The sequence below is a fragment of the Thioclava sp. FR2 genome (assembly GCF_051200875.1).
Classification (GTDB): domain Bacteria; phylum Pseudomonadota; class Alphaproteobacteria; order Rhodobacterales; family Rhodobacteraceae; genus Pseudotabrizicola.
This window is the reverse complement of the sequence record NZ_CP195191.1, coordinates 60,469-82,277: the sequence shown is the minus strand read 5'-3', so window position 1 is coordinate 82,277 and position 21,809 is coordinate 60,469. Positions and strand designations below refer to the sequence as shown.

Genomic DNA, 21,809 nt, shown 5'->3' with positions numbered 1-21,809 from the left:
TCGCACATCGCACAAGGGGGCACTATGGCGGTCCAGACTATTTCGCAAATTCACGCGGCGACCAAACAGGCTCTTATTGCCCATGGCGCGGGGGACTGGCAGGCGGATGAGGTGGCCAAGGCCACAGCGCATTCCGAGGCGCATGGCAATGTGATCTGCGGGCTGCAATATGTGGAAAGCTATTGCCTGCAACTGGCATCAGGCCGCGTCGATGGCCGCGTCATGCCCGAAATCAGCCAGCCACGCGCCGCAGCCCTGTTGTCAGACGCGAAATGTGGCTTCGCCCAACCCGCCTTTGCCGCGGCCCTGCCCCGAGCAGTTGCGCTGACCCGCGAAACCGGCATTGCCATGCTGGCGGTGGCGCAAAGCCACACCTGCACCTCGCTTGGCTATTTCACCGAACAGATCGCGCAGGCCGGCCTCATCGGCATCGGCTTTACCAATGCCTCGCCCGTGGTCGCCGCTCCGGGCGGCAAAACCCGCGTGATCGGCACCAACCCCATCGCCATGTCAGTGCCCGATGGCGAAGAGGGGCTGGCGATGCATTTCGACTTTTCCACCTCTGCCGTCGCTTTGGGCAAGATCGCCATGGCCAAATATGATGGCCGCCCCATCCCCGAAGGGTGGGCGCTAGATTCCGAAGGCCACCCCACGACCAACCCAGAGGCCGCGCTGAAAGGCTCGATCGTCAGTGCGGGCGGGTATCGCGGCTGGGGTTTGGGGCTGATGGCGGAATTGATGGCCGCCGCCATGACAGGGTCAGTCAATTCGCTGGATGTCGCGGGGTTGAAACTGCCCGATGGTCCGCCACATCGTCTGGGGCAGATGTATCTTCTGATGGACACAGGCAGTTTCACCGACCGGTTCGGCGCACGTTTCGCCCGGTTGGCGCAGGCGGTGGCCGAAGATGAGGGCGCGCGGCTTCCCGGTCAGAACCGAAAAGCCGCAGACAGCGTCGACGTACCCGACGCGCTTTGGGACAAGATCATGGGCCTCGGCCGGGGCTGATCAGCCCTTGGCCCAAGGCCCGTGCGGGCGATCCACCCCGTCCAGCCGCTTGAACCCGTGCAGGCCAAAGTAATCGCGCTGTCCCTGGATCATATTCGCCGTCCCGCGCGCGGTACGCATCATGTCAAACCAGGCAAGCCCCGCGCCCAGCGCCGGAAGGGCCAACCCGTTCATCGCCCCCGCAGCCACCACCCGGCGCAGGGCCGGAACGCAGCGCCGCAGGTGATCCGCGAAATAAGGGGCCAAAATCAGGTTCCGCGCCGGGTCTTCGGACAAGGCCTTGGCCATGTCGTTCAGCATGGCCGAGCGGATGATACAACCCGCCCGCCAGACCCGCGCAATCGCAGGCATATCCAGCGCCCAGCCGAATTCGGCGCCTGCCGCCGTCATCATGGCAAAGCCCTGCGCATAGCACAGGATCTTGCCTGCCGTCAGCGCCTGCTCCAGATCCTCAAGCGTCACCTGCCCGTCCAGCGCCACAGGGGCCGCGCCATAAGCCGCCTCGCCCTTGGCCCGTTCCTCGCGTCGGGCCGAAACGTTGCGGGCCATCACCGCCGCCTCGATCACCGGGATCGGGGCTGACAAATGCTGCGCCTCGACTGCCGTCCAGCGCCCCGTGCCTTTCTGGCCCGCAGAATCCACGATCATATCCAAAAGCGGGCCACCTTTGACCGGGTCGGCAGCCAAGGCCACTTCGCCCGAAATTTCGATCAGGTAAGACCGCAGAATACCGTCATTCCATTTCCGGAAAACCTGTCCGACGGCATCGGCCGCCATGCCCATACCATCGCGCATCACGCCATAGGTTTCGGCAATCATCTGCATATCGGCATATTCGATGCCGTTATGCACGGCCTTGACGAAATGGCCCGCCCCTTCCGGCCCCATATGGTCGGCGCAAGGTGTGCCATCTTCGGCCCGTGCCGCAATCGCCTGCAACACCGGGGCCATGCGCTGCCAATCCTCGCCCGCGCCCCCCGCCATGATCGCAGGTCCGTGGCGCGCGCCTTCTTCGCCGCCTGACACACCAATACCCATGAACCGGAACGGCAGGCCCGCTTGCGCCCGGCGGTTGGTGTCATGGAAATTTGCGTTGCCCGCATCAATCACCAGATCATCCGCACCCAGAAGCGGGGCCAAGGCCTGCAACTGGTCATCCACCACCTGCCCCGCCGGAACCATCAGGATGATCGCCCGGGGTTCAGCCATCGCCCCCACCATTTCTTCCAGCGTTTTCGTGGTGGTGATACGGTCGGCCAAAGCCCCCGCGCCGGCATGAAAATCAGCCGTGACCGAGGCGGTTCGGTTCCACACCGCCAAGGGAAAGCCCTTTTCCGCGATATTCAGGGCAAGCGCCGCGCCCATCGTGCCAAGACCGATCAGGCCGAATTGGGGTTTCATCATGGCCATTGGATGCCCTTTCGATTCAGAATGACAGAGTAAAGGCTGGTCGTCGCGGTGATGAACAGCCGATGCTTGGCGCGACCGCCAAAGCAGATATTCGACACAAGTTCCGGGACAAGGATCTTGCCCATCAAATGCCCGTCAGGCGCGATACAATGCACCCCATCCCCGGCCGAGGACCACAGATTGCCGTCGCTATCGACGCGAATGCCATCCGCGCAACCGGGGCTGATCTTGTGAAACAGCCGCCCGTTCCGGGGGCGGCCCGCAACCATGTCATAGACGCGAATATGCTGCGGATCGTTAGAATGCATCCGCCCGGTATCGGCCACATAAAGCAGGCTTTCATCTGGGCTGAAGGCAAGCCCGTTCGGGCATTGCATATCGGTGATCACCGCTTCGATGCCGCCATCCGGGTCAATGCGGTAGACCGCGCAGGGTTGTTCTTCCTCACCCCGAAAACCTTCGTAATCGGTCATGATCCCGTAATGCGGGTCGGAAAACCAGACACTGCCATCGCGGGCCACGACCACATCATTGGGGCTGTTCAGTCGTTTACCCGCGTGACCATCGGCCAGAACCGTAAGGCTGCCATCCCATTCGGTGCGGGTCACGCGGCGTGTCCCGTGCTCGCAACTGATCAGCCGTCCTTGGCGGTCGCGGGTATGGCCGTTGGCGTAATTCGAAGGGGCGCGAAAGGTGGTCAGCCCCTCTTCCGTCCAGCGCAGAATGCGGTTGTTCGGAATGTCGGAAAACAAAAGACAGCCAGCATCGCCAAACCAGACCGGCCCTTCGGCCCAGTCAAAGCCCGTGGCCAGCTTTTTCACAGGGGCGTTGCCGATGACAAAGGCGGCAAAAGCAGGGTCGTGAACCTCAAAGAACGACATGCAAAGCCCCTTATTCGGAAAAGACGATCTGGGCCTTCATCGCCTGTGTCCGGTCACTGGCCAGCTTGAACGCCTCTTCGGCCTGATCCAGCCCAAGGCTATGGGTGATCAGCGGCTTGACGTCGATCAGCCCCTTTTGCATCAGGCCGACCCCGATGGCATATTCCGCATGAAACCGGAAAGAGCCGCGCAGTTCCAGTTCCTTGGCCGTGATGGCCATCATCGGCACCGCCATATCCCCGCCAAGGCCCAGTTGCAGGATCACCCCGCGCGGGCGCAGCGCGGCAATCCCGCCCGCCAAGGCCGCCGCAACGCCGGTGCATTCATAAAGCACATCGAAATAGCCCTTGTCCGAGGCATAGGCCGCAAGCGCATCGGGCTCCTTCGCGCTGTTGATCACCCGATCCGCGCCGACCTTCGCCGCAAGGGACAGGGTAAAGTCGGAAAGATCGGTCGCCACGATTTCCGCGGCCCCCGCCCGTCGCGCGGCCAAAATCGACAAGACTCCAATCGGCCCGCAGCCCGTGACCAGAACCCGCTTGCCCAGCAACGACCCGCCCCGCGCGGTTGCGTGCAGCGTCACGGCCAGCGGTTCGGCCATCGCCGCTTCGCCCGCGCTTAGACCCGTCGCATCAATGCATTGGCTGGCATCCGCGACCAGCACTTCGCGGAACGCCCCCTGGATATGTGGGAAGGGCATGGCGCTGCCGTAAAAACGCATGTTCAGGCATTGGTTCGGCAAGCCTTCAAGGCAGAACTTGCACCCCCCACAGGGCCGCGAGGGCGAGACCGCCACCAATTGCCCCTTTGTCAGCCCGGAAACTCCCGGTCCCAAAGCCTCGACATAGGCGGAAACCTCATGCCCCAAGATCATCGGCTCTTTCAGCCGCACCGCGCCAAAGCCACCGTGGTTATAGTAATGCAGGTCCGACCCGCAGACCCCACCCGCAGCCAGACGCAGCCGCACCTGTCCCGGCCCCGGAACCTCCTCTGGGTGGTCTTCGATCCGCAAATCCTTTGCGGCGTGAATGACAATGGCTTTCATGGCATCTCCCGGCAGAACAAGGCGCCCCTCGCCTTGGACAAGGCATGTGGACTTGACGGGCCACACCCCTTGTTATCTGTTATCGGTAACATAGACAGCCGCGCAAAGACTTGTCGAGCGCAAAGCAAGGAGACCAGACCGGTGGCATTTCCGCTGTTCGATTTGACCGGGCGTCGCGCCCTGATCACCGGCTCATCGCAGGGGATCGGCTTTGCCCTTGCCCAAGGCCTTGCCGCTGCCGGCGCGCAAGTGGTGCTGAATGGCCGTGACGCCGCAAAACTGGCCGAGGCCGCCGCGAAAATCCCCGGCGCCCAGACGCTGGCCTTTGACGCAACCGACCATCAAGCCGTCCGCCGCGCGGTCGATGACTTCGAGGCCGCAGGCAACCCGATCGACATTCTGGTCAACAATGCCGGAATGCAGCACCGCGCCCCGCTTGAGGATTTTCCCGCCGAAGCCTTTGACCGCCTGCTGCAAACCAATATCGCCAGCGTCTTCCATGTCGGCCAAGCCTGTGCCCGCCACATGATCGCCCGTGGCCGCGGCAAGATCATCAACATCGCTTCGGTGCAAACCGCCCTCGCCCGTCCCTCGATTGCCCCCTATACCGCCACCAAGGGCGCTGTTGGCAACCTGACCAAGGGCATGGCCACCGATTGGGCCAAACACGGCCTGAACTGCAACGCCATCGCGCCGGGCTATTTCGACACGCCCCTGAACGCCGCCTTGGTGGCCGACGAAACCTTTTCGGCTTGGCTTGAAAAGCGCACCCCCGCGGGCCGCTGGGGCCGCGTCGAGGAATTGCAGGGCGCCTGCATCTTCCTTGCCTCGGATGCCGCCAGTTTCGTCAACGGTCATATCCTTTACGTCGACGGCGGCATTACGGCCTCGCTATGACCCTACGCATTGTCATCATGGGCGTGGCGGGTTGCGGCAAATCCACCGTCGGCACGGCCCTCGGCCAGCGCCTTGGCATCCGCTATCAGGATGCGGACGAGCTGCATCCGCAGACGAATATCGAAAAGATGCGCTCCAGCATTCCGCTGACGGATGACGACCGCTGGCCTTGGCTGGACAGGGTCGCTCAGGTCTTGGCGACAACGGCGCCGGTCATTGTCGGCTGTTCCGCCCTGCGCCTGCGCTATCGAGATCGGATCCGCGCCGGGGCTGGTGGCCCGGTGGCCTTTGTCCACCTGACGGGCGACAAGGCCACCCTTGCGGCCCGCATGGCGGCACGGCGGGGCCACTACATGCCGGTTTCCCTCCTCGACAGCCAGCTAGACGCGCTGGAACCACCTTCGGCAGATGAGGCCCTGTCGCTGAACAGCGACCAGCCCTTGTCAACGGTCGTCGAGGCCATTGTGACCTGGCTGAACGACCGCCCCGCCGGGTGATCAAACCGTCACGCTTTGCCCCACGCCCCGCTCACGGGCGCGCTCAACTGCACGGCTGGCCACCGCCAGATCCTGCAAGCCAACCCCGGTTCCGTCAAACAGCGTGATCTCGTCTGCACTCTTGCGACCTGCCGCGCGTCCGGTGATCACATCGCCAATCGGCGTGATCTGATCCGCTGCAATCAACCCGGCCTTGATCGCGTGCTGCGCCTCGCCAATTGTCACCGATTGCGCAACCTCGTCCGTAAAAACCCGCGCCTTGGCGACCAGAGCCGCCTCGACCTCCTGCTTGCCAACGGTATCGGTGCCCATACAGGCCAGATGGGCGCCCGGGCGCACATGCGCGGCCATCAGGCTGGCAGCCGGAGAGGACGTAATCGTCACAATCACATCCGCCTCAATCATTCCCGGCAAATCGACCGCTTCAAACGGCAGTCCCAACTCCGCCGCAATCGCCCCCAGCTTTGGCAACATCTCGGGGTGCAGGTTCCACGCGATCACTTTCTCGAACTTCCGCACCCGTGCCGCTGCCCGCAATTGGAACGTGGCCTGATGCCCGGCCCCAACCATGCCCAGTACCCGCGCATCCCCCCGCGCCAAGCGATCAATCGAAATCGCGCTTGCCGCCGCCGTGCGCAAAGCCGTCAGCAAATTGCCCCCCACCATCGCCTGAGGCCGCCCGGTATCCGGATCGAACAGAAAGACGCTGGACTGGTGGTTGATCATACCCTTTGCTGCATTGCCGGGGAAATAACCCCCAGCCTTCACGCCCAGAACCGCGCCGGCCCGGTCCAACCCGGATTTGAACCCGTATTGCCGCCCCTCGCCCAGCGCCTCGCGCACCACCGGAAAGTTATATGCATCCTTCTTCGACATTGCGGCAAAGGTCGCCTCGACGGCGGTAAAGGCATCTTCGGCAGAGACCAGATCGGCAATCAGCGCCTCGGGAACGATCAGCATCGGCACTCCTTTCGGGCCTTGTCGCCCGGTCGTGTTAACCCTGTTTCAGGACCGACCCGATGCGACGCCTGTCTGCACGGGGGGTGTACAGGGGGTGTACAAATGGCAGACAGGGAAAAAGCCTGTTTTTCCCTGTCCTTTGCTAGGGTAAAAGCAGCGAGCGCTCAGTACGCTTTGCCACGGGCCGAGACCGGCCAGACGACCTCCACCTTGCCGCCGCGCAGGCCCACATACCAATCGTGAACGTTGCAAGTCGGGTCGCAATGGCCCGGAACAAGCTTCAGTTTATCGTTCACTTTCAGAACGTTATCCGGGTCTTCCACAACGCCGTGCTCGTCCGAGCATTTGATGTATTTCACATCCGTCCGCCCATAGACTACCGGCAGACCACTATCCACCGACTGCGCCTTCAGCCCCGCATCCACAATGGCGCGGTCCTCCTTCACATGGCTCATGACAGAGGTCAGGATGAACAGGGCGTTCTCCCATTCCCCCTGGTCAATCCGCTTGCCATCTTTGTCCAGAATGCGCCCGTAATCGGCATCCATAAAGGCGTAAGAGCCGCATTGAAGTTCGTTGTAAACCCCTGAAGTGCTTTCGAAATAATAGCTTCCGGTGCCACCGCCGCCAACGATGTCGCAAGTCAGACCATTGGCCGCCAGCAGATCGACCGCCTCTTTCACCTGCGCCACCGCAAGGTCGATTTTAGCCTTGCGATCTTCATAATTGTCCATGTGCTGCATCGCACCCTGATAGGCCTGAATGCCCGCAAATTTCAGCCCCACTGACGCAGAGATTTCTTTTGCGATCTCCAGCGCTTCTTCAGCCGACTTGACCCCGCAACGCCCTGCCCCACAGTCAATTTCCACAAGGCATTCAATCGTCGTTCCGTGCTTTTGCGCCGCCGCCGAAAGATCGGCGACATTGGCCAGATCATCCACGCAAACAATTGTTCTTGCGCCAAATTTCGGGATACGGGCCAAACGGTCAATCTTTGCCGGATCGCGCACTTGGTTCGACACCAGCACATCCTTGATCCCGCCCCGGGCAAAGACCTCGGCCTCGCTCACCTTCTGGCAACACACGCCACAGGACCCGCCCAACCGTTCCTGCAACAGCGCCACATCCACCGACTTGTGCATCTTGCCATGCACCCGGTGCCGCATCCCATGCGCTCGGGCATAATCGCCCATCTTCTTGATATTGCGCTCTAAAGCATCCAGATCCAGCACCAGGCAGGGGGTCTGGATCTCGGCCTCGGCCATGCCGGGCAGCGCGGGAATGTCATAGCCGACTTCAAGACCATCAAGTTTCACATGCGAATTCATCATCTTAGCCCTTCATCCACGGCAGGTTGTCCAGATCCACATTGCCCCCGGTGATCACCACACCGACACGGCGGCCTCGGAAAATTTCCTTGTTTTTCAAGATCGTCGCCAAGGGCACGGCACAACTCGGCTCCATCACGATCTTCATGCGCTTCCACGTCAGCTTCATTGCATCAATGATTTCATCTTCGGTCGCCGTCAGAACATCGGTCACGTGGTTTTTCACGAAATGCCACGTCAAATCTTTCAACGGCACCTTTAACCCATCTGCAACGGTATCTGGTGCATCATCGGCAATGATGTGTCCGGCCTTGAAACTGCGATAGGCATCATCGGCATTTTGCGGCTCGGCAGCAAAAATCTTAACGTGTGGCGCAATCGAGGAAATCGTCAGGCAAGTACCCGAAATCATCCCTCCCCCACCAATCGGCGCGATGATCGCGTCCAAGCCGTCAACCTGTTCCAGCATCTCGCGGGAGCATGTGGCCTGCCCCGCAATCACACGCGGATCGTTATAGGGATGCACGAATTCGCCGCCGGTTCGGGCTTGAACTTCGGCAAAAACGGCTTCGCGCGATGAGGTCGAAGGCTCGCATTCGGTAATCACGCCGCCATAGCCCCGCACCGCATCCTTTTTCGCCTGCGGCGCCGTGCGCGGCATGACAACATTGCAAGGAATACCACGCCGGCCCGCCGCATAAGACAGCGACAGCGCATGATTTCCGCTGGAATGGGTGCAAACCCCCAGCTTTGCCTGATCTTCACTCAGGCCAAAAACCGCATTCGACGCGCCGCGCACCTTGAAAGCGCCGGCCTTTTGAAAGTTCTCGCATTTGAAGAACAATTCCGCCCCGGTCAGTTCATTGAAATAGGTCGAGGTCAGAACAGGCGTGCGATGGACATAAGGGCGAATTCGGTCATGCGCAGCCAGCACGTCATCGAATGTTGGCACATACATCGGTATCAGGTCCTTCATTTTGGGCCTCATTTTCTGTCTTTAAATATCCCGGGGGTCCGGGGGCTGGCCCCCGGCCTTCTTCGGCGTTCATTCTGCGGCCATCGCCATCTGGCCCGTGGAACCTCGGTAGTACTCTTGCGCCGCGGCCACGCCAGAGCCCAGTTTTATCGGCCAGCCCAGATCGGCCATGCACATCTCGGCCGTGGCCAGACCCGCCAGAACCATCACATCGGTCAGCATGCCCAGATGGCCGATCCGAAAGACCTTGCCCGCGACCTCTCCAAGACCAACCCCAAAGGCCACGCCGTATTTCTCGGCCGCCAGTTTTACCAGGTCGGTCCCGTTGCAGCCTTTTGGCACGACGACTGCGGTGATCGTGTCCGAATAGAGGTCAGGCGATGCCGCGCAAGGCGACATACCCCAAGCCAGAACGGCACGGCGAACGCCTTCGGCAAGGCGGTGATGGCGGGCATAAACCGCCTCCAACCCCTCGCCCTCCAGCAACTCAATCGCCTTGGCCAAGCCCGAGATAAGCCCCACAGCGGGCGTATAGGGATAGCCGCCCGCAGCATAGGAGTTCAGCATATCACGGAAATCAAAAAAGGTGCGCGGCAGCTTTGCCGTTTCCATCGCCGTAAGTGCCTTGGGGGAAACGCCCAGAATGGCCAGACCAGCAGGCAGCATGAAGCCCTTTTGACTTCCTGCGACAGCGATATCCACGCCCCAATGGCTAAATTCAAACGGCATGGACGCAATCGAGGACACGCCGTCCACGAACAACTGCGCGCTATGGTCCGCTGCATCCATCGCCTTGCGGATGCCTGCAATGTCCGACCGCACGCCAGTTGCCGTTTCGTTATGGGTGGCCAGAACGGCCTTGATCTTGCCAGACCTGTCGGCGCGCAACGCGGCCTCAATTTGGTCAAGCGGCGCGCCCTGCCCCCAAGGGGTTTCGATGATCTGCACATTCAACCCGTGACGCTGGCACATGTCGATCCAGCGATGGCTGAACATGCCAAAACGCGCGGCCAGAACGGTATCACCCGGGGAAAGAGTGTTGCTGATCGCGGCCTCCCACCCGCCGGTTCCGGTGGACGGCAGCAAGATCACTTCACCCGCCTCCATCTTCAGAACCCGGCGCACTCCGGCCACGGCAGGCTGAAACATCCGCGCGAAAGCCGGGCTGCGATGGTCGATCGTTGGCATGTCACAGGCCTTACGGACGACCTCGGGCATATTGGTTGGTCCCGGAATGAAAACGGGGTTCTGATAAGACATGGTCGGCCTCCTCCGATCTGGATGGGCTGACCATAGCAAGGAGCTTGACAGTCTCCTATTTTTTCGAAAAACTTTTTCACTGTTTGAAAAAATAGTTTAAATCCATTTATTTCAAACGTTTGATGTTTTTCACCTGAAATCAAGCACCGCAATCGGGCAAGAAAAGAGGTCGCGACATGGCAGAGACAGTTCGTCCCAGAGGACGCCCCAAGGCCTTTCACGACAAGACCGAACAGAACACGATTCAGGCCCTGGATCGGGCTTTGGGACTGTTGGAAACCATTGCGGCTCAACCGGGGCTGACGCTGTCAGAGCTGGCCGGCGAAAGCGGGCAAGCGGTGGCCACCGTCTATCGCGCGCTTGTCACCTTGCAGGGGCGGGGCATGGTGGAATGCGAAGAGCCGGGTCAGCTTTGGCACATCGGTCCCGGCGCATTCAAAACGGGATCTGCCTTCTTGCGGCGTACAAAGGTCGTTGAACGCGCAAGGCAGGCGATGGACCAGTTGATGCGCGACACGGGCGAAACCGCCAATCTGGGGATCGAGACACAGGATCAGGTGCTGTTCCTGTCTCAGGTGGAAACGCATGAGGCGATCCGTGCCTTTTTCCCGCCGGGAACGCGGTCGCCCATGCATGTTTCCGGGATCGGCAAGGCGCTGCTTGCGTGGTTTGATCCGGGTAAGGTGAAAGGTATTCTAACACGGCAGGGCCTGACCTCGTACACGCGCCACAGCCACCAGTCAGAGCGGTCGTTGATGGAAGATTTGGCCCTTATTCGGGCGCGCGGATATTCCATCGACGAGCAAGAGCGCGCAGAGGGGATGCGCTGCATTGCAGCCCCCATTTTCAACGTTCACGGAGAGCCTATAGCAGGCATCTCTATCTCGGGTCCGGTGTTCCGAATGGACATTTCGCAATCGGCGCGGATTGGCGGCTTGGTCACCGCGGCAGCCCGGCATGTGACCGAGGCGATTGGCGGGACGCAGCCGGAGTGAAAGGCGGGGCTTAGCCCCGCCCTGCAACCTTCGCCTGATAGGTTTCCAGATCTTTCATCAGGGAAAGACCCGTCGGCGCATCAGCGCGCGCGCAGAATTCGGCCCAAACCGCCGCAAAGGGCAGATCGCGCGCCTCTTCGGCCAGGATCAGGCGGGCAGTGTTGTCCATCTTGCGCTCGATCTCTTTTAATCGGGACTGAGGCAACAACAGTGCCCGCAACAGCGCCTTTTGCATATTGCGGACGCCGATCACCCAAGCGGTTGTCCGGCTGATAGTGGCATCAAAGTAATCGAGGCCAATCTTGGTGCGCGGCAAAAGACCGGAGAAAACCAGTTCCTGCGCCATGGCCATGACATCATCATTCATCAAGATCACATGGTCGCTGTCCCACCGCATCGGGCGCGAGACATGAAGCAGAATATCTTGCACGGCCAACGATACAGAAGAAAGCTTGTCCGCCACGTTTTCAGTGGGGTGGAAATGGCCCATGTCCAGACACAAAGCCACATCCTTCTTTGCGGCATAGCCCAGATAGAACTCGTGACTGCCCACGGTGCAGGCCTCGACCCCGATGCCAAACAGCTTGGATTCCACCGCATCCAGCATCTGCGCCCGGACTTGCGGCTTGGCCATCATCCGGTCAAGCGACTGCCACAGGCGTTCCCGCGCGGCCATTCGATCAACCGGGATATCCTTGAACCCATCTGGAACCCAGATGTTGTTCACGCATTGGCTGCCCAGTTCGGCCCCGATCTGTGCCGCAATGTCCCGCGTGCGGGCGCCGTGTTCGATCCAAAAATCGCGGATCCCCGCATCGGGATGAGCCAAGGTTAGGTTATCGTCCGCCTTGGCATGGGCAAAAAAGGTGGGGTTGAAATCAAGACCAAGGCCCCGATCCCGCGCCCATTCTACCCAAGGACGGAAATGGCGATATTCGATCTGGTCACGGTCGGGTGACTCGTCCGTATCCATGTAAAAGGCATGAAGGTTAAGACGATGCCGGCCCGGAATGCGTGAAAAGGCGAAATCGAGATCCGCGCGCAGTTCTTCGGGGGTGCGCGCACGACCTGGATGGTTACCAGTGGCCTGAATGCCGCCGCCCGAAGTGCCGGACTTACGCTCAAAACCGCCCACATCATCGCCTTGCCAGCAATGGACCGAGATGGAAATTGCCGATAGCGCGGCAAGGGCTGCCTCGGCATCCACTTGCCAATCTGCAAATTGCGCCTTGGCCTGATCGAAACTCTTGGACATGAACGCCCCCCCTTTCTTGCGTGCTTCAGCGCGTGAAGGCTTCTTTGTTTCCAGCGTCGACGTTCAGGATATTGCCCGTTGATTTGGCCGAAAGGTCGCTGGCAAAGAAGTAAACGCCTTCGGCAATGTCTTCCGGCAGAACCGAGCGCTTCAACAACGACCGCTGGCGGTACATTTCTTCAAGGCCTTCCTTATCGGTCTTGTAGGTCGCTGCGCGCTGGTCCAGCCACTCGCCAGACCAGATCTTTGATCCGCGCAAGACAGCATCGGGGTTCACCACATTGACCCTGATTCCTGCCTCTGCCCCCTCTAGGGCAAGGCAGCGGGCAAGGTGAATCTCGGCCGCTTTGGCAGTGCAATATGCGCTGGCATTCGGGCTGGCGGCCAAACCATTCTTTGACGCGACAAAGATCACGGCGCCGCCAATGCCTTGCCCACGCATCAGCCTAAAGGCATCGCGACTCACAAGGAAATAGCCGGTCGACAGAATATCCATGTTCCGGTTCCACAGCGCGAGCGAAGTATCCTCAACTGCTGCAGAACTTGCGATACCTGCATTCGAAACCAGAATATCAAGGCCGCCAAATTCTACCGAAATCGCGGCAAATGCCTCGGCCACAGCTGATTCCTTGGTCACATCCATTACAACACGCCGAACCACGTCGCGCCCATGCCGGGCTGCTAGGCCGTCGGCAGCAGCGGAAAGCGCCGTCTCGTCGATATCGGCCAGCATGACACAGGCCCCTTCGGCCAGCAGCCGATCAGCCGTCGAGGAACCGATTCCCCCTGCCCCACCCGTAACCAAAGCAACGCGGCCCGCCAAAGACTTGGGCTTCGGCATGCGTTGCAGCTTGGCCTCTTCCAACAGCCAGTATTCGATGTCGAATGCCTCTTGTTCTGGCAGACCCTGATAGGTGGAAACCGTGTTGGCCCCACGCATCACGTTGATGGCGTTGATATAAAACTCACCAGCGATCCGCGCGGTGGCCTTGTCAAGCGCAAAGGTGATCATCCCGACGCCCGGCACAAGATAGACGACCGCATTCGGATCACGCAGCGCCGGGCTGTCAGGGTGTTTGCAGCGGTCATAATAGGCTGCATAGTCGGCGCGATAGGCGGCTATTGCATCGGGCAAGCCCTCGGCGGTTTGGTCCAGATCGGGTGCAGTCGGATCAAAGGCAACCACCAACGGCCGAATTTTCGTCCGCAGAAAGTGGTCAGGGCAAGACGTGCCCAACGGGGCCAATTCGTTCATCTGATGCGAACCGACAAATTCCAGTACTGCAGGGCTGTCATCGAAATGTCCAACCTTGTGGCGATCTTTCGAGATCAGGCCACGGATCAGCGGCATCAGGCGCGACGCGACATCACGGCGCTGATCGGCTGGCAAGGCCGGCAGCTTTTGACCGCCAAATGCTGACTTTGCAGCAGATTTCGCCGCCAGCCAATCCGATGCCTTGTTGATGATTTCCAGCGTAGTCAGATAGCAATCTTTGGCGTCGTCAGCCCAGGTAAAAAGACCGTGGCCTTCCAGAACCGCCCCCCGCATCTGCGGATTTTCTTTTGCAAGTTTTTCCAGCCACAGGCCAAGCTCATAGCCCGGCTTCTTCCAAGGCAACCAACCGATTTCATTGCCGAAAATCTCGGCAGTCAGCGCCCTGGAATTGACCGAAGCGGCGATCGCAATAATCGCATCGGAGTGGACGTGATCGACATGCTTGCGCGGAACATAGGCGTGAAGGGGGGTGTCGATGCTGGCTGCGCGCGGGTTCAGATTGAACGTGCAATGCGGCAGGTAACCCACCATTTCATCTTCATGGGCAACACCCCGATACATGCCTTTCAGGGCGTGCAGCTTGTCCATGTAAAGGGTCGAGAAGCCATCCATCTTCATCGAGCCGATGTCCCCGCCCGAGCCCTTGACCCACAGCACTTCGACCAACTGGCCAGTGAGCGGATCCCGCTCCATCACTTTGGCCGAGGTGTTACCGCCGCCGAAATTCGTCACGCGCTTGTCCGAGCCAAGCAGATTCGAGCGGTAAAGCAATTTCTCCGACTCGCTCATGCCACTCGCACGGGCGTCATCCCACAGGTTTTCCAGACGGTTTCCCGTTGCGGTCATGGTGTTCCTCCCTCGTCCATTGCGCCAACTGTGCCGAGGAACATGCGAAAGTCAATCACAAACAATCATTTTCAATCATGCTGCACTGCAGAATTGCAATAATTGATCGAAAATGATTGACAGTGATCGAATTGGGTGAAAACGTCGCAGGCAAGGGAGAGCGATATGCACGAAAGTGAACGGCACCGGATCATTCTGTCGGCGATTGAAGGACGGCCCGTGGTAACGGTGGCCGACCTTGTAACGCTGACCGGCGCATCTGAGGCCACGATCCGCCGCGACATCGCAGCACTTCATGTGCAAAAGAAACTGCGTCGGGTGCGTGGAGGGGCGGAGTCAATTGCGCCGCCGCAATTCGTGGGGATCAACGCCCGCCCCTTCAGCGTGAATGAGGGCATCCGACTGGCCGAGAAGCGAGCGATTGCCCGAGCGGCCGTTGAGATGGTCGAAGATGGCGAGCCGATTATCGTGAACGGCGGCACAACGACCTTTCAGATGGTGCATCTCCTGTCTGCAAAACGCTGTCAGGTTTTCACCAACAGCTTTCCGATTGCCGAACATCTGCTGAAGCATTCGAAGAACACGGTGCTCTTGCCCGCAGGCGCGATTTACCGCGAGCAAAACATCATCCTTTCACCCTTTGACGAAGACGGAAGCCGTCACTTCTCGGCTCGCCGCATGTTCATGGGCTGCCGCGGACTAAGCTCGTTGGGCCTGATGGAGGGTGACCCGCTTTTGGCGCAAGCCGAACAGAAACTGATTGGCCAGGCCGAGGAGCTCGTGGTTCTGGCCGACAGCACCAAGTTCGCGGCGCGCTCCAGCCTGCTTCTTTGCCCGCTGAAGCGCATACACACCGTGATTACAGACGAAGGCATCACCGACCGCGATGCTGCCATGTTGGAGGCAGCAGAGGTCAGGCTGATCGTGGCGCGTGTCGGCGCTGCGGACAGAAGGGAAGACCGCTTGGGCCAAGCCTGAAGCGGAAAAGAACGGCTCTATGGGAGGAAAATATGAGCATTCTGAAGAAGGCACTGGCCACTGCTGCGGTGGCCACCGCGCTGATGGCGCAAACCGCTGCCGCGGAAAATGTGAAAATCGCTCTGGTGGTCAAAGCGCTTGGGATCGGCTTCTTTGAAGCGGCCGCAAAAGGCGCTGAAGAGGCCGCTGCAGAACTGGGCGATGTGGAAATCATCTACACCGGCCCAACGGATACCACGGCAGAGGGCCAGATCGAAGTGATCAACAGCCTGATCGCACAGGGCGTCAACGCCATTGCGGTTTCGGCCAATGACAAGGACGCTCTGGTTCCGACCCTGCAAAAGGCGATGGATCGCGGCATTACCGTGATTTCGTGGGATTCGGGCGTGGCCAAAGAAGGCCGGGCGATGCACCTGAACCCGTCATCAAACGCGCTGATCGGCAACACGATCATCAAGCTGGCCGCTGACCACCTGCCTGAAGGCGGTGACGTCGCCATACTGTCGGCCTCGGCCACCGCCACCAACCAGAACATCTGGATCGAAGAGGCCAAGAAAGTTCTGCCGAACTATGCAGGCATCAACCTTGTTGCCACCGTTTATGGCGATGACCTTGCAGACAAGTCTTATCGCGAAGCGCAAGGCCTGATGGCAACCTATCCCGACCTGAAGGCCATCATCGCGCCGACCACGGTTGGTATCCTTGCGGCTTCGCAGGCCATCACCGACGCTGGCAAGATTGGCGAGATCAACGTCACCGGCCTTGGACTTCCGTCGGAAATGGCCGGCGCCGTTGCTTCGGGCGCGACCAAATCCTTCGCGATCTGGAACCCGATCGACCTTGGTTATGCTGCAACGATGATTTCCTACAACCTCGTCAAGGGCAACGCCAAGGCAGAGGCAGGCGCTTCCATCGGCATGGGCCGCATGGGCAACGCAACGCTTGACGACGGCAACGAGGCCGCAATGTCGGATCCGTTCACCTACGATTCCTCGAACATCGACCAGTTTAAGTCGATTTTCTGAGCAGACGTCCCCCGGGCGGATTGCTCCCCTGCCCGGGGATTTCTCTTTCCAGATCGAGATGAAGATGCAACCTGTCCTGCGCCTGCGCGGCATTTCCAAGTCATTTCCGGGGGTCAAGGCGCTGTCAGAAGTGCAACTTGATCTTTATCCCGGTCAGGTCACGGCGTTGATCGGCGAAAATGGGGCCGGAAAATCTACCATCGTCAAGGTGCTGACGGGTATATACCAGCCTGATGGCGGGACAGTTGAACTGGACGGAAGCGCGGTCCATTTCGCCAACGCTGATGCGGCCTCGCAAGCCGGCGTCACCGCGATCCACCAAGAAACGGTGCTATTTGATGAACTTTCGGTCGCAGAAAACATTTGGCTGGGCCACGCGCCACGCGGCCGATTTGGACTGATCGACCGGGCAGCGATGCGCGAAGGCGCGATGCGCCTGTTGACCGAAATTGGCGCCAAGTTGAACCCGGATCAAAAGCTAGGCGAATTGGGCATCGCCTCTCGGCACATGGTCGCAATTGCGCGCGCCTTGTCGATTGAGGCACGGGTCGTCATACTTGATGAACCCACTGCGGCCCTGTCACATAAAGAAATTCATGAGCTTTACGAACTGGTCGAAACGCTGAAGGCGCAGGGGAAGGCCATCCTTTTCATCTCGCACAAGTTCGACGAAATTTTTCGCATTGCCGACCGCTTTACTGTGTTCCGTGATGGTCAATTCGTAGCCGAGGGCGCGATGTCCGAAACCAGCGAGGCCGAGCTTGTAACCATGATGGTGGGCCGCTCGGTCGATCAGATCTTCCCCGCCCGGGACCACAACATCGGAGCGCCGGTTCTGACCCTTGCAGGCTACAGCCACCCTACAGAATTCGCCGATATCGGATTTACCCTGCATCGCGGAGAGATCCTTGGCTTTTATGGGTTGGTTGGGGCCGGTCGGTCCGAAGTCATGCAGGCACTGTTCGGCATTACGCAGCCGTCGAAAGGCGCAATCCGAATTGATGACCAAGTGCGGGTGATCCGCTCCACAGCCGAAGCTGTCAATGCCGGGATCGTCTATGTGCCCGAGGACCGGGGGCGGCAAGGTGCGGTCAAGGGCTTGCCAATCTTTCAGAACGTCACGCTGCCCAGTCTGGGTGCCGTCAGCAGTCGGGGGTTCTTGCAGATGGCAGAAGAATTCGCGCTTGCCCGCGAATATACCTCACGGCTTGATCTGCGTGCGGCGGCCTTGGATCAGGACGTCGGGCTTTTGTCTGGTGGCAACCAGCAAAAAGTGGTCATTGCCAAGTGGCTGGCCACGAAACCGCGCGTGATCATTCTGGACGAGCCGACCAAGGGCATCGACATCGGGTCAAAGGCCGCTGTGCACTCTTTCATGGCAGAGCTGGCTGCGCAGGGCTTGTCGATCCTGATGGTCAGTTCCGAAATCCCCGAGGTTCTTGGGATGTCGGATCGTGTCATAGTGATGCGCGAGGGCCGTATTGTCGATGAAGTCAGCGGTGAACGGATGACCCCGGAAACCTTGGTCCGGGCCGCAGCCGGACTGGCGGTGGCAGCATGAAAGTTCTGAAAAACCGCGAGGCACTGCTTGGGCTTGCCATCTTGGTCACAATGGGCGTGATCGCCCTGCGTTTTCCTGCCTTCATCAGACCCGGAAATTTGGCCAATGTTTTCAACGATACCGCGCCACTGATGATCTTGGCGGTTGGCCAGATGATGGTCATCCTGACCAAATGTATCGACCTGTCGGTTGCCGCCAATCTGGCCCTGACCGGAATGGTTGCCGCCCTGATGAACGGCGCTGGCGTCCCGCTCCCCATGGTCCTTCTGACTGTTCTGGCGATGGGTGCGGCGCTTGGGGCTGTGAACGGACTGCTGATCTGGAAAGTCGGCATCCCGTCCATCGTCGTGACGCTTGGCACGATGACCATTTTCCGTGGCGTCATCTTTTTGATGACCGCCGGGAAATGGGTGAACGCGCATGAGATGACGGATGGTTTCAAGGCGCTGCCGCGAACCATTCTGCTTGGACTTCCTGTCATGAGTTGGGTCGCCGTTGGCGTGATCCTGATCTTTGCGGTCGTTCTTGGCCGTACCGCCCTTGGTCGATCCTTCTTTGCCGTCGGCGGCAACCCGCATGCAGCCGTTTATGCCGGAATAGACGTAGGTCGCACGCAATTCATGGCCTTTGTCTTTTCGGGGATGCTGGCCGGTTTGACCGGATATCTTTGGGTTGCACGCTATGCCGTGGCTTATGTCGATATTGCTGGTGGGTTTGAATTGGATGTGGTGGCAGCCTGTGTGATTGGGGGCATCGCAATCGCCGGCGGGGCTGGCAGCATCTGGGGCGCGATACTTGGCGCGCTTTTTCTTGGCGTCATCAAGAACGCCCTGCCAGTCGTTGGAATTTCTCCTTTCTGGCAAATGGCGATCTCGGGCAGCGCCATCATTCTGGCCGTGGTGTTCAACGCCGCCCAATCACGCCCGAAAGGCCGCATCATTCTGCGCGAGGCTAACCAATGACCGTTGCTTCATCCCGGCAAATTCCAGATCGGCTGCATTCTTCAGCTTCGCGCGCTTTGAAAAGCTGGGAAGCCATTCTAGTGGCCGTGTTCATCGCGGTCTTTATCCTGAACAGCTTTCTGTCCCCGTATTTTCTCAACGCTTGGAACCTGTCCGACGCGACCTTCAACTTCACGGAAAAGGCCCTGATCGCCTTTGCCATGGCCATGCTGATTATCGCGGGCGAGATTGACCTGTCGGTCGCGTCCATCATCGCTTTGGCTTCAACGGCCATGGGCATGGCAATGACCGCTGGCGCTGCTGTGCCGGTGATCGTTTTGGTTGGCCTTCTTACGGGGCTGATCTGTGGCGCTGTGAACGGGTTTCTGGTGGCTGGACTTGGCCTACCCTCGATCGTTGTCACGATCGGCACGATGAGCATTTTTCGCGGCATCGCTTTCATCGTGCTGGGTGACAAGGCCTTTACCGGATACCCGTCTGATTTCGCTTATTTCGGGCAGGGTTATGTCTGGTGGGTGATCTCGTTCGAACTGGTCCTATTCGCCATCTGCGCCCTGCTCTATTGGGCGATCTTGCATCGCAGCACCTTTGGGCGGGCCGTCTTTGCCATTGGCAACAACGCCACCGCCGCGCAGTTTTCGGGTATCCGCGTCCAGCGCGTAAGGTTTATCCTGTTCCTTCTGACAGGCATCATGAGCGGTCTTGCCGCCGTTTGCCTGACGTCTCGCCTTGGCTCGACCCGACCATCCATTGCGACGGGATGGGAGTTGGAAGTGGTGACGATGGTCGTTCTTGGCGGTGTGAATATCCTAGGGGGTTCCGGCAGCATTCCTGGTGTCGTGCTTGCCGCGCTGATCATGGGCATGGTGACCTTTGGCTTTGGCCTGTTGAACGTGCCGGGTATCGTGATGAGCATCTTTTTGGGTGTGCTCTTGATTGGGGTCATCGCATTGCCACGCCTGTTGCGGAGGAAATGATGGAGAAATACGCCTTCAAGATGCGGCTGAACCCCGGCATGGAAGCAGAATACCGCAAGCGCCATGACGAGATCTGGCCGGAGCTTGTGACGCTTTTGCAAGATGCCGGCGTCAAAGATTACTCCATTCATCTCGACCCCGAGACCAATATTCTGTTCGGAGTTCTGTGGCGTCCCGAAGATCACGGCATGACGGCGCTTCCCAACCATCCGGTCATGAAGCGTTGGTGGGCGCATATGGCAGATATCATGGAAACCCATGCGAACAACGAACCGGTCGCCTTGCCGCTGGTTCCGGTCTTTCACATGCCATGACCAAAGTCGCCGTTCTGGACATTGGCAAGACCAATCTCAAGGTGGCTTTGGTCGATCTTGAGACGCTATCCGAAATCGCGGTTGAAACGGCGCCCAATCGCGTAGATGCGACCGGACCTTGGCCGCATTTCGATGTTCCTGCTCAACGGGATTTCCTTTTCAAAGGGTTACGCAAACTGGCGCTTTCCCATTCGATTGACGCAATTTCCGTTACAACGCACGGTGCCTGCGCGGCCTTGCTGGACGGTGCCGGCAATCTGGCTGCGCCTGTATTGGATTATGAGTTCACGGGCCCCGATCTTCTTCGCCGGGACTATGACGCCATCCGGCCAGCGTTCGCCGAAACAGGAAGCCCTTCCTTGCCCATGGGGCTGAACCTTGGGGCGCAATTGCATTACATGTTGGCCACGGACGCATCGCTGCGCGGCAGGCTTTCTTGCGTAGTCACTTGGCCGCAATATTGGGGATATCTGCTTACCGGCAATCTGGCCTGTGATCTTTCTTCCTTGGGGTGCCATACCGATCTTTGGAACCCCCATAACGGCCAGTGGTCAACGCTTGTGTCCAAGCTGGGGATCGCATCAGCGATGGCACCACCGCGCAAAGCGACGGACCTTCTGGGTACCCTGAGACCTGACTGCCAAAGAGAGTTGGGCTTGGGCACTGTGCCGGTCTACGTCGGCATTCACGATTCAAATGCCTCTCTGCTGCCGCATCTTCGCAACCAGCCTCGGCCGTTTTCCGTTGTTTCAACGGGAACTTGGGTTATTTCGATGGCGATCGGCGGCCGGGCGGAAAATCTTGACCCATCGCGTGATACTCTGATCAATGTCGATGCTTTCGGTTCGTCTGTCCCCTCGGCGCGTTTCATGGGAGGGCGGGAATACGCCCTGATCAGTGCTGGTCGCACTTTGACCTGTTCAGATGAAGATGAAGCAGCGGTTCTTACGAAACGGGTGATGCTGATGCCATCGGTTGTGTCAGATTGCGGACCGTTTCCGGACCTGAAACATGAATGGACCTCGCCGCCAGCCAGCGACGGAGAACTGGCAGCCGCACTTGGCTATTATCTAGCGCTGATGACGGCAGAGTGCCTGAAGAATATCGGTGCCGAAGGTCCAGCCGTAGTCGAAGGACCGTTCGCCCAAAACCGACAGTATCTTGAAATGTTGGCAACGGCGACAGGGCGTGAGGTTCAGACCTCTTCTGCAAGGACCGGAACGGCAATCGGCGCGGCCATGCTTTGTGCGGGTCAGCTTGCGCGGACCAGCCCTCGACTGTGGGTTCCGCCTTCTTCGCAGCATCTGGACTATGCCCGTCTTTGGCAAGAACGCGTAAATGAGCGCTAGTGGTCAAGG

At 59.5% G+C, this 21,809-nt stretch carries 20 protein-coding genes; 11 read left to right on the top strand and 9 right to left on the bottom strand.

Features of this window, described 5'->3' with window-relative positions; genetic code table 11:
* Positions 1 to 24: 24 nt before the first annotated feature.
* On the top strand, positions 25 to 1,008 hold the full coding sequence (locus ACSBLW_RS00315) for an Ldh family oxidoreductase (RefSeq protein WP_435258266.1): 984 nt from the start codon (positions 25 to 27) through the stop codon (positions 1,006 to 1,008).
* On the opposite strand, the gene gndA is transcribed toward ACSBLW_RS00315, so the two are convergent.
* Genes gndA through ACSBLW_RS00300 form a run of 3 tightly spaced genes read right to left on the bottom strand, consistent with a single transcriptional unit; the run spans position 1,009 to position 4,344 of the window.
* Positions 1,009 to 2,412, bottom strand: a complete 1,404-nt coding sequence (gene gndA / locus ACSBLW_RS00310; protein WP_435259994.1) for an NADP-dependent phosphogluconate dehydrogenase — start codon at positions 2,410 to 2,412, stop codon at positions 1,009 to 1,011.
* Entirely contained in the window at positions 2,409 to 3,299 is an 891-nt protein-coding gene (locus tag ACSBLW_RS00305) for an SMP-30/gluconolactonase/LRE family protein (protein ID WP_435258265.1), read from the bottom strand. The genes gndA and ACSBLW_RS00305 overlap by 4 nt, the downstream gene beginning before the upstream one ends.
* 10 nt (positions 3,300 to 3,309) lie before the next feature.
* Complete coding sequence (locus ACSBLW_RS00300; protein WP_435258264.1) at positions 3,310 to 4,344, bottom strand: L-idonate 5-dehydrogenase; 1,035 nt, start codon at positions 4,342 to 4,344, stop codon at positions 3,310 to 3,312.
* Between the two features lie 141 nt (positions 4,345 to 4,485).
* Between ACSBLW_RS00300 and ACSBLW_RS00295 the strand changes: the two genes are divergently transcribed.
* Entirely contained in the window at positions 4,486 to 5,241 is a 756-nt protein-coding gene (locus ACSBLW_RS00295; RefSeq protein WP_435258263.1) for an SDR family oxidoreductase, read from the top strand.
* Entirely contained in the window at positions 5,238 to 5,738 is a 501-nt protein-coding gene (locus ACSBLW_RS00290) for a gluconokinase (RefSeq protein WP_435258262.1), read from the top strand. The genes ACSBLW_RS00295 and ACSBLW_RS00290 overlap by 4 nt, the downstream gene beginning before the upstream one ends.
* On the opposite strand, the gene bhcD is transcribed toward ACSBLW_RS00290, so the two are convergent.
* The 4 genes from bhcD to bhcA all read right to left on the bottom strand — a co-directional run bounded on the left by bhcD (position 5,739) and on the right by bhcA (position 10,262).
* Positions 5,739 to 6,698 carry an iminosuccinate reductase BhcD gene (gene bhcD / locus ACSBLW_RS00285; protein ID WP_435258261.1) on the bottom strand — a complete coding sequence of 320 codons (960 nt, stop codon included), beginning with the start codon at positions 6,696 to 6,698 and terminating at the stop codon, positions 5,739 to 5,741.
* Positions 6,699 to 6,862: 164 nt separating this feature from the next.
* Positions 6,863 to 8,026, bottom strand: coding sequence for a 3-hydroxy-D-aspartate aldolase BhcC (bhcC, locus tag ACSBLW_RS00280; protein WP_435259993.1), 1,164 nt, complete (start codon positions 8,024 to 8,026; stop codon positions 6,863 to 6,865).
* Positions 8,027 to 8,030: 4 nt separating this feature from the next.
* Positions 8,031 to 9,002 carry a beta-hydroxyaspartate dehydratase BhcB gene (gene bhcB / locus ACSBLW_RS00275; protein WP_435258260.1) on the bottom strand — a complete coding sequence of 324 codons (972 nt, stop codon included), beginning with the start codon at positions 9,000 to 9,002 and terminating at the stop codon, positions 8,031 to 8,033.
* 69 nt (positions 9,003 to 9,071) lie between these two features.
* Positions 9,072 to 10,262, bottom strand: coding sequence for an L-aspartate--glyoxylate aminotransferase BhcA (gene bhcA / locus ACSBLW_RS00270; RefSeq protein WP_435258259.1), 1,191 nt, complete (start codon positions 10,260 to 10,262; stop codon positions 9,072 to 9,074).
* 176 nt (positions 10,263 to 10,438) lie between these two features.
* Here bhcA and bhcR point away from each other — a divergent pair, with 176 nt between their 5' ends.
* Positions 10,439 to 11,257 (top strand): HTH-type transcriptional regulator BhcR, encoded by an 819-nt coding sequence (gene bhcR, locus ACSBLW_RS00265; protein WP_435258258.1) that lies wholly within the window; start codon positions 10,439 to 10,441, stop codon positions 11,255 to 11,257.
* A gap of 10 nt (positions 11,258 to 11,267) precedes the next feature.
* Here bhcR and ACSBLW_RS00260 read toward each other — a convergent pair whose 3' ends face one another.
* Both ACSBLW_RS00260 and ACSBLW_RS00255 read right to left on the bottom strand, forming a co-directional pair.
* On the bottom strand, positions 11,268 to 12,512 hold the full coding sequence (locus ACSBLW_RS00260) for an L-rhamnose isomerase (RefSeq protein WP_435258257.1): 1,245 nt from the start codon (positions 12,510 to 12,512) through the stop codon (positions 11,268 to 11,270).
* Between the two features lie 25 nt (positions 12,513 to 12,537).
* Positions 12,538 to 14,634: a bifunctional rhamnulose-1-phosphate aldolase/short-chain dehydrogenase gene (locus ACSBLW_RS00255; RefSeq protein WP_435258256.1), complete on the bottom strand. Its 2,097-nt coding sequence runs from the start codon at positions 14,632 to 14,634 to the stop codon at positions 12,538 to 12,540.
* A gap of 165 nt (positions 14,635 to 14,799) precedes the next feature.
* Here ACSBLW_RS00255 and ACSBLW_RS00250 point away from each other — a divergent pair, with 165 nt between their 5' ends.
* The 7 genes from ACSBLW_RS00250 to ACSBLW_RS00220 all read left to right on the top strand — a co-directional run bounded on the left by ACSBLW_RS00250 (position 14,800) and on the right by ACSBLW_RS00220 (position 21,800).
* Positions 14,800 to 15,612 carry a DeoR/GlpR family DNA-binding transcription regulator gene (locus ACSBLW_RS00250; protein WP_435258255.1) on the top strand — a complete coding sequence of 271 codons (813 nt, stop codon included), beginning with the start codon at positions 14,800 to 14,802 and terminating at the stop codon, positions 15,610 to 15,612.
* Positions 15,613 to 15,644: 32 nt separating this feature from the next.
* Complete coding sequence (gene rhaS / locus ACSBLW_RS00245; protein WP_435258254.1) at positions 15,645 to 16,637, top strand: rhamnose ABC transporter substrate-binding protein; 993 nt, start codon at positions 15,645 to 15,647, stop codon at positions 16,635 to 16,637.
* A gap of 64 nt (positions 16,638 to 16,701) precedes the next feature.
* On the top strand, positions 16,702 to 18,198 hold the full coding sequence (locus ACSBLW_RS00240) for a sugar ABC transporter ATP-binding protein (protein WP_435258253.1): 1,497 nt from the start codon (positions 16,702 to 16,704) through the stop codon (positions 18,196 to 18,198).
* Positions 18,195 to 19,160: an ABC transporter permease gene (locus ACSBLW_RS00235; protein WP_435258252.1), complete on the top strand. Its 966-nt coding sequence runs from the start codon at positions 18,195 to 18,197 to the stop codon at positions 19,158 to 19,160. Before ACSBLW_RS00240 ends, ACSBLW_RS00235 begins: the two co-directional genes overlap by 4 nt.
* Entirely contained in the window at positions 19,157 to 20,137 is a 981-nt protein-coding gene (locus tag ACSBLW_RS00230; protein ID WP_435258251.1) for an ABC transporter permease, read from the top strand. Before ACSBLW_RS00235 ends, ACSBLW_RS00230 begins: the two co-directional genes overlap by 4 nt.
* The gene (gene rhaM / locus ACSBLW_RS00225) at positions 20,137 to 20,451 is read left to right on the top strand and encodes an L-rhamnose mutarotase (RefSeq protein ID WP_435258250.1); all 315 of its coding nucleotides are present in this window, start codon (positions 20,137 to 20,139) and stop codon (positions 20,449 to 20,451) included. Before ACSBLW_RS00230 ends, rhaM begins: the two co-directional genes overlap by 1 nt.
* Positions 20,448 to 21,800, top strand: a complete 1,353-nt coding sequence (locus tag ACSBLW_RS00220) for an FGGY-family carbohydrate kinase (protein WP_435258249.1) — start codon at positions 20,448 to 20,450, stop codon at positions 21,798 to 21,800. The genes rhaM and ACSBLW_RS00220 overlap by 4 nt, the downstream gene beginning before the upstream one ends.
* Positions 21,801 to 21,809 lie beyond the last annotated feature (9 nt).

What these genes read in the sequence shown, in the direction of transcription:
- ACSBLW_RS00315 (WP_435258266.1), top strand. Translation starts at nt 25, where the DNA reads ATGGCGGTCCAGACTATTTCGCAAATTCACGCGGCGACCAAACAGGCT.
- gndA (WP_435259994.1), bottom strand. Translation starts at nt 2,412, where the DNA reads ATGATGAAACCCCAATTCGGCCTGATCGGTCTTGGCACGATGGGCGCG.
- ACSBLW_RS00305 (WP_435258265.1), bottom strand. Translation starts at nt 3,299, where the DNA reads ATGTCGTTCTTTGAGGTTCACGACCCTGCTTTTGCCGCCTTTGTCATC.
- ACSBLW_RS00300 (WP_435258264.1), bottom strand. Translation starts at nt 4,344, where the DNA reads ATGAAAGCCATTGTCATTCACGCCGCAAAGGATTTGCGGATCGAAGAC.
- ACSBLW_RS00290 (WP_435258262.1), top strand. Translation starts at nt 5,238, where the DNA reads ATGACCCTACGCATTGTCATCATGGGCGTGGCGGGTTGCGGCAAATCC.
- bhcD (WP_435258261.1), bottom strand. Translation starts at nt 6,698, where the DNA reads ATGCTGATCGTTCCCGAGGCGCTGATTGCCGATCTGGTCTCTGCCGAA.
- bhcC (WP_435259993.1), bottom strand. Translation starts at nt 8,026, where the DNA reads ATGAATTCGCATGTGAAACTTGATGGTCTTGAAGTCGGCTATGACATT.
- bhcB (WP_435258260.1), bottom strand. Translation starts at nt 9,002, where the DNA reads ATGAAGGACCTGATACCGATGTATGTGCCAACATTCGATGACGTGCTG.
- bhcA (WP_435258259.1), bottom strand. Translation starts at nt 10,262, where the DNA reads ATGTCTTATCAGAACCCCGTTTTCATTCCGGGACCAACCAATATGCCC.
- bhcR (WP_435258258.1), top strand. Translation starts at nt 10,439, where the DNA reads ATGGCAGAGACAGTTCGTCCCAGAGGACGCCCCAAGGCCTTTCACGAC.
- ACSBLW_RS00260 (WP_435258257.1), bottom strand. Translation starts at nt 12,512, where the DNA reads ATGTCCAAGAGTTTCGATCAGGCCAAGGCGCAATTTGCAGATTGGCAA.
- ACSBLW_RS00255 (WP_435258256.1), bottom strand. Translation starts at nt 14,634, where the DNA reads ATGACCGCAACGGGAAACCGTCTGGAAAACCTGTGGGATGACGCCCGT.
- ACSBLW_RS00250 (WP_435258255.1), top strand. Translation starts at nt 14,800, where the DNA reads ATGCACGAAAGTGAACGGCACCGGATCATTCTGTCGGCGATTGAAGGA.
- rhaS (WP_435258254.1), top strand. Translation starts at nt 15,645, where the DNA reads ATGAGCATTCTGAAGAAGGCACTGGCCACTGCTGCGGTGGCCACCGCG.
- ACSBLW_RS00240 (WP_435258253.1), top strand. Translation starts at nt 16,702, where the DNA reads ATGCAACCTGTCCTGCGCCTGCGCGGCATTTCCAAGTCATTTCCGGGG.
- ACSBLW_RS00235 (WP_435258252.1), top strand. Translation starts at nt 18,195, where the DNA reads ATGAAAGTTCTGAAAAACCGCGAGGCACTGCTTGGGCTTGCCATCTTG.
- ACSBLW_RS00230 (WP_435258251.1), top strand. Translation starts at nt 19,157, where the DNA reads ATGACCGTTGCTTCATCCCGGCAAATTCCAGATCGGCTGCATTCTTCA.
- rhaM (WP_435258250.1), top strand. Translation starts at nt 20,137, where the DNA reads ATGGAGAAATACGCCTTCAAGATGCGGCTGAACCCCGGCATGGAAGCA.
- ACSBLW_RS00220 (WP_435258249.1), top strand. Translation starts at nt 20,448, where the DNA reads ATGACCAAAGTCGCCGTTCTGGACATTGGCAAGACCAATCTCAAGGTG.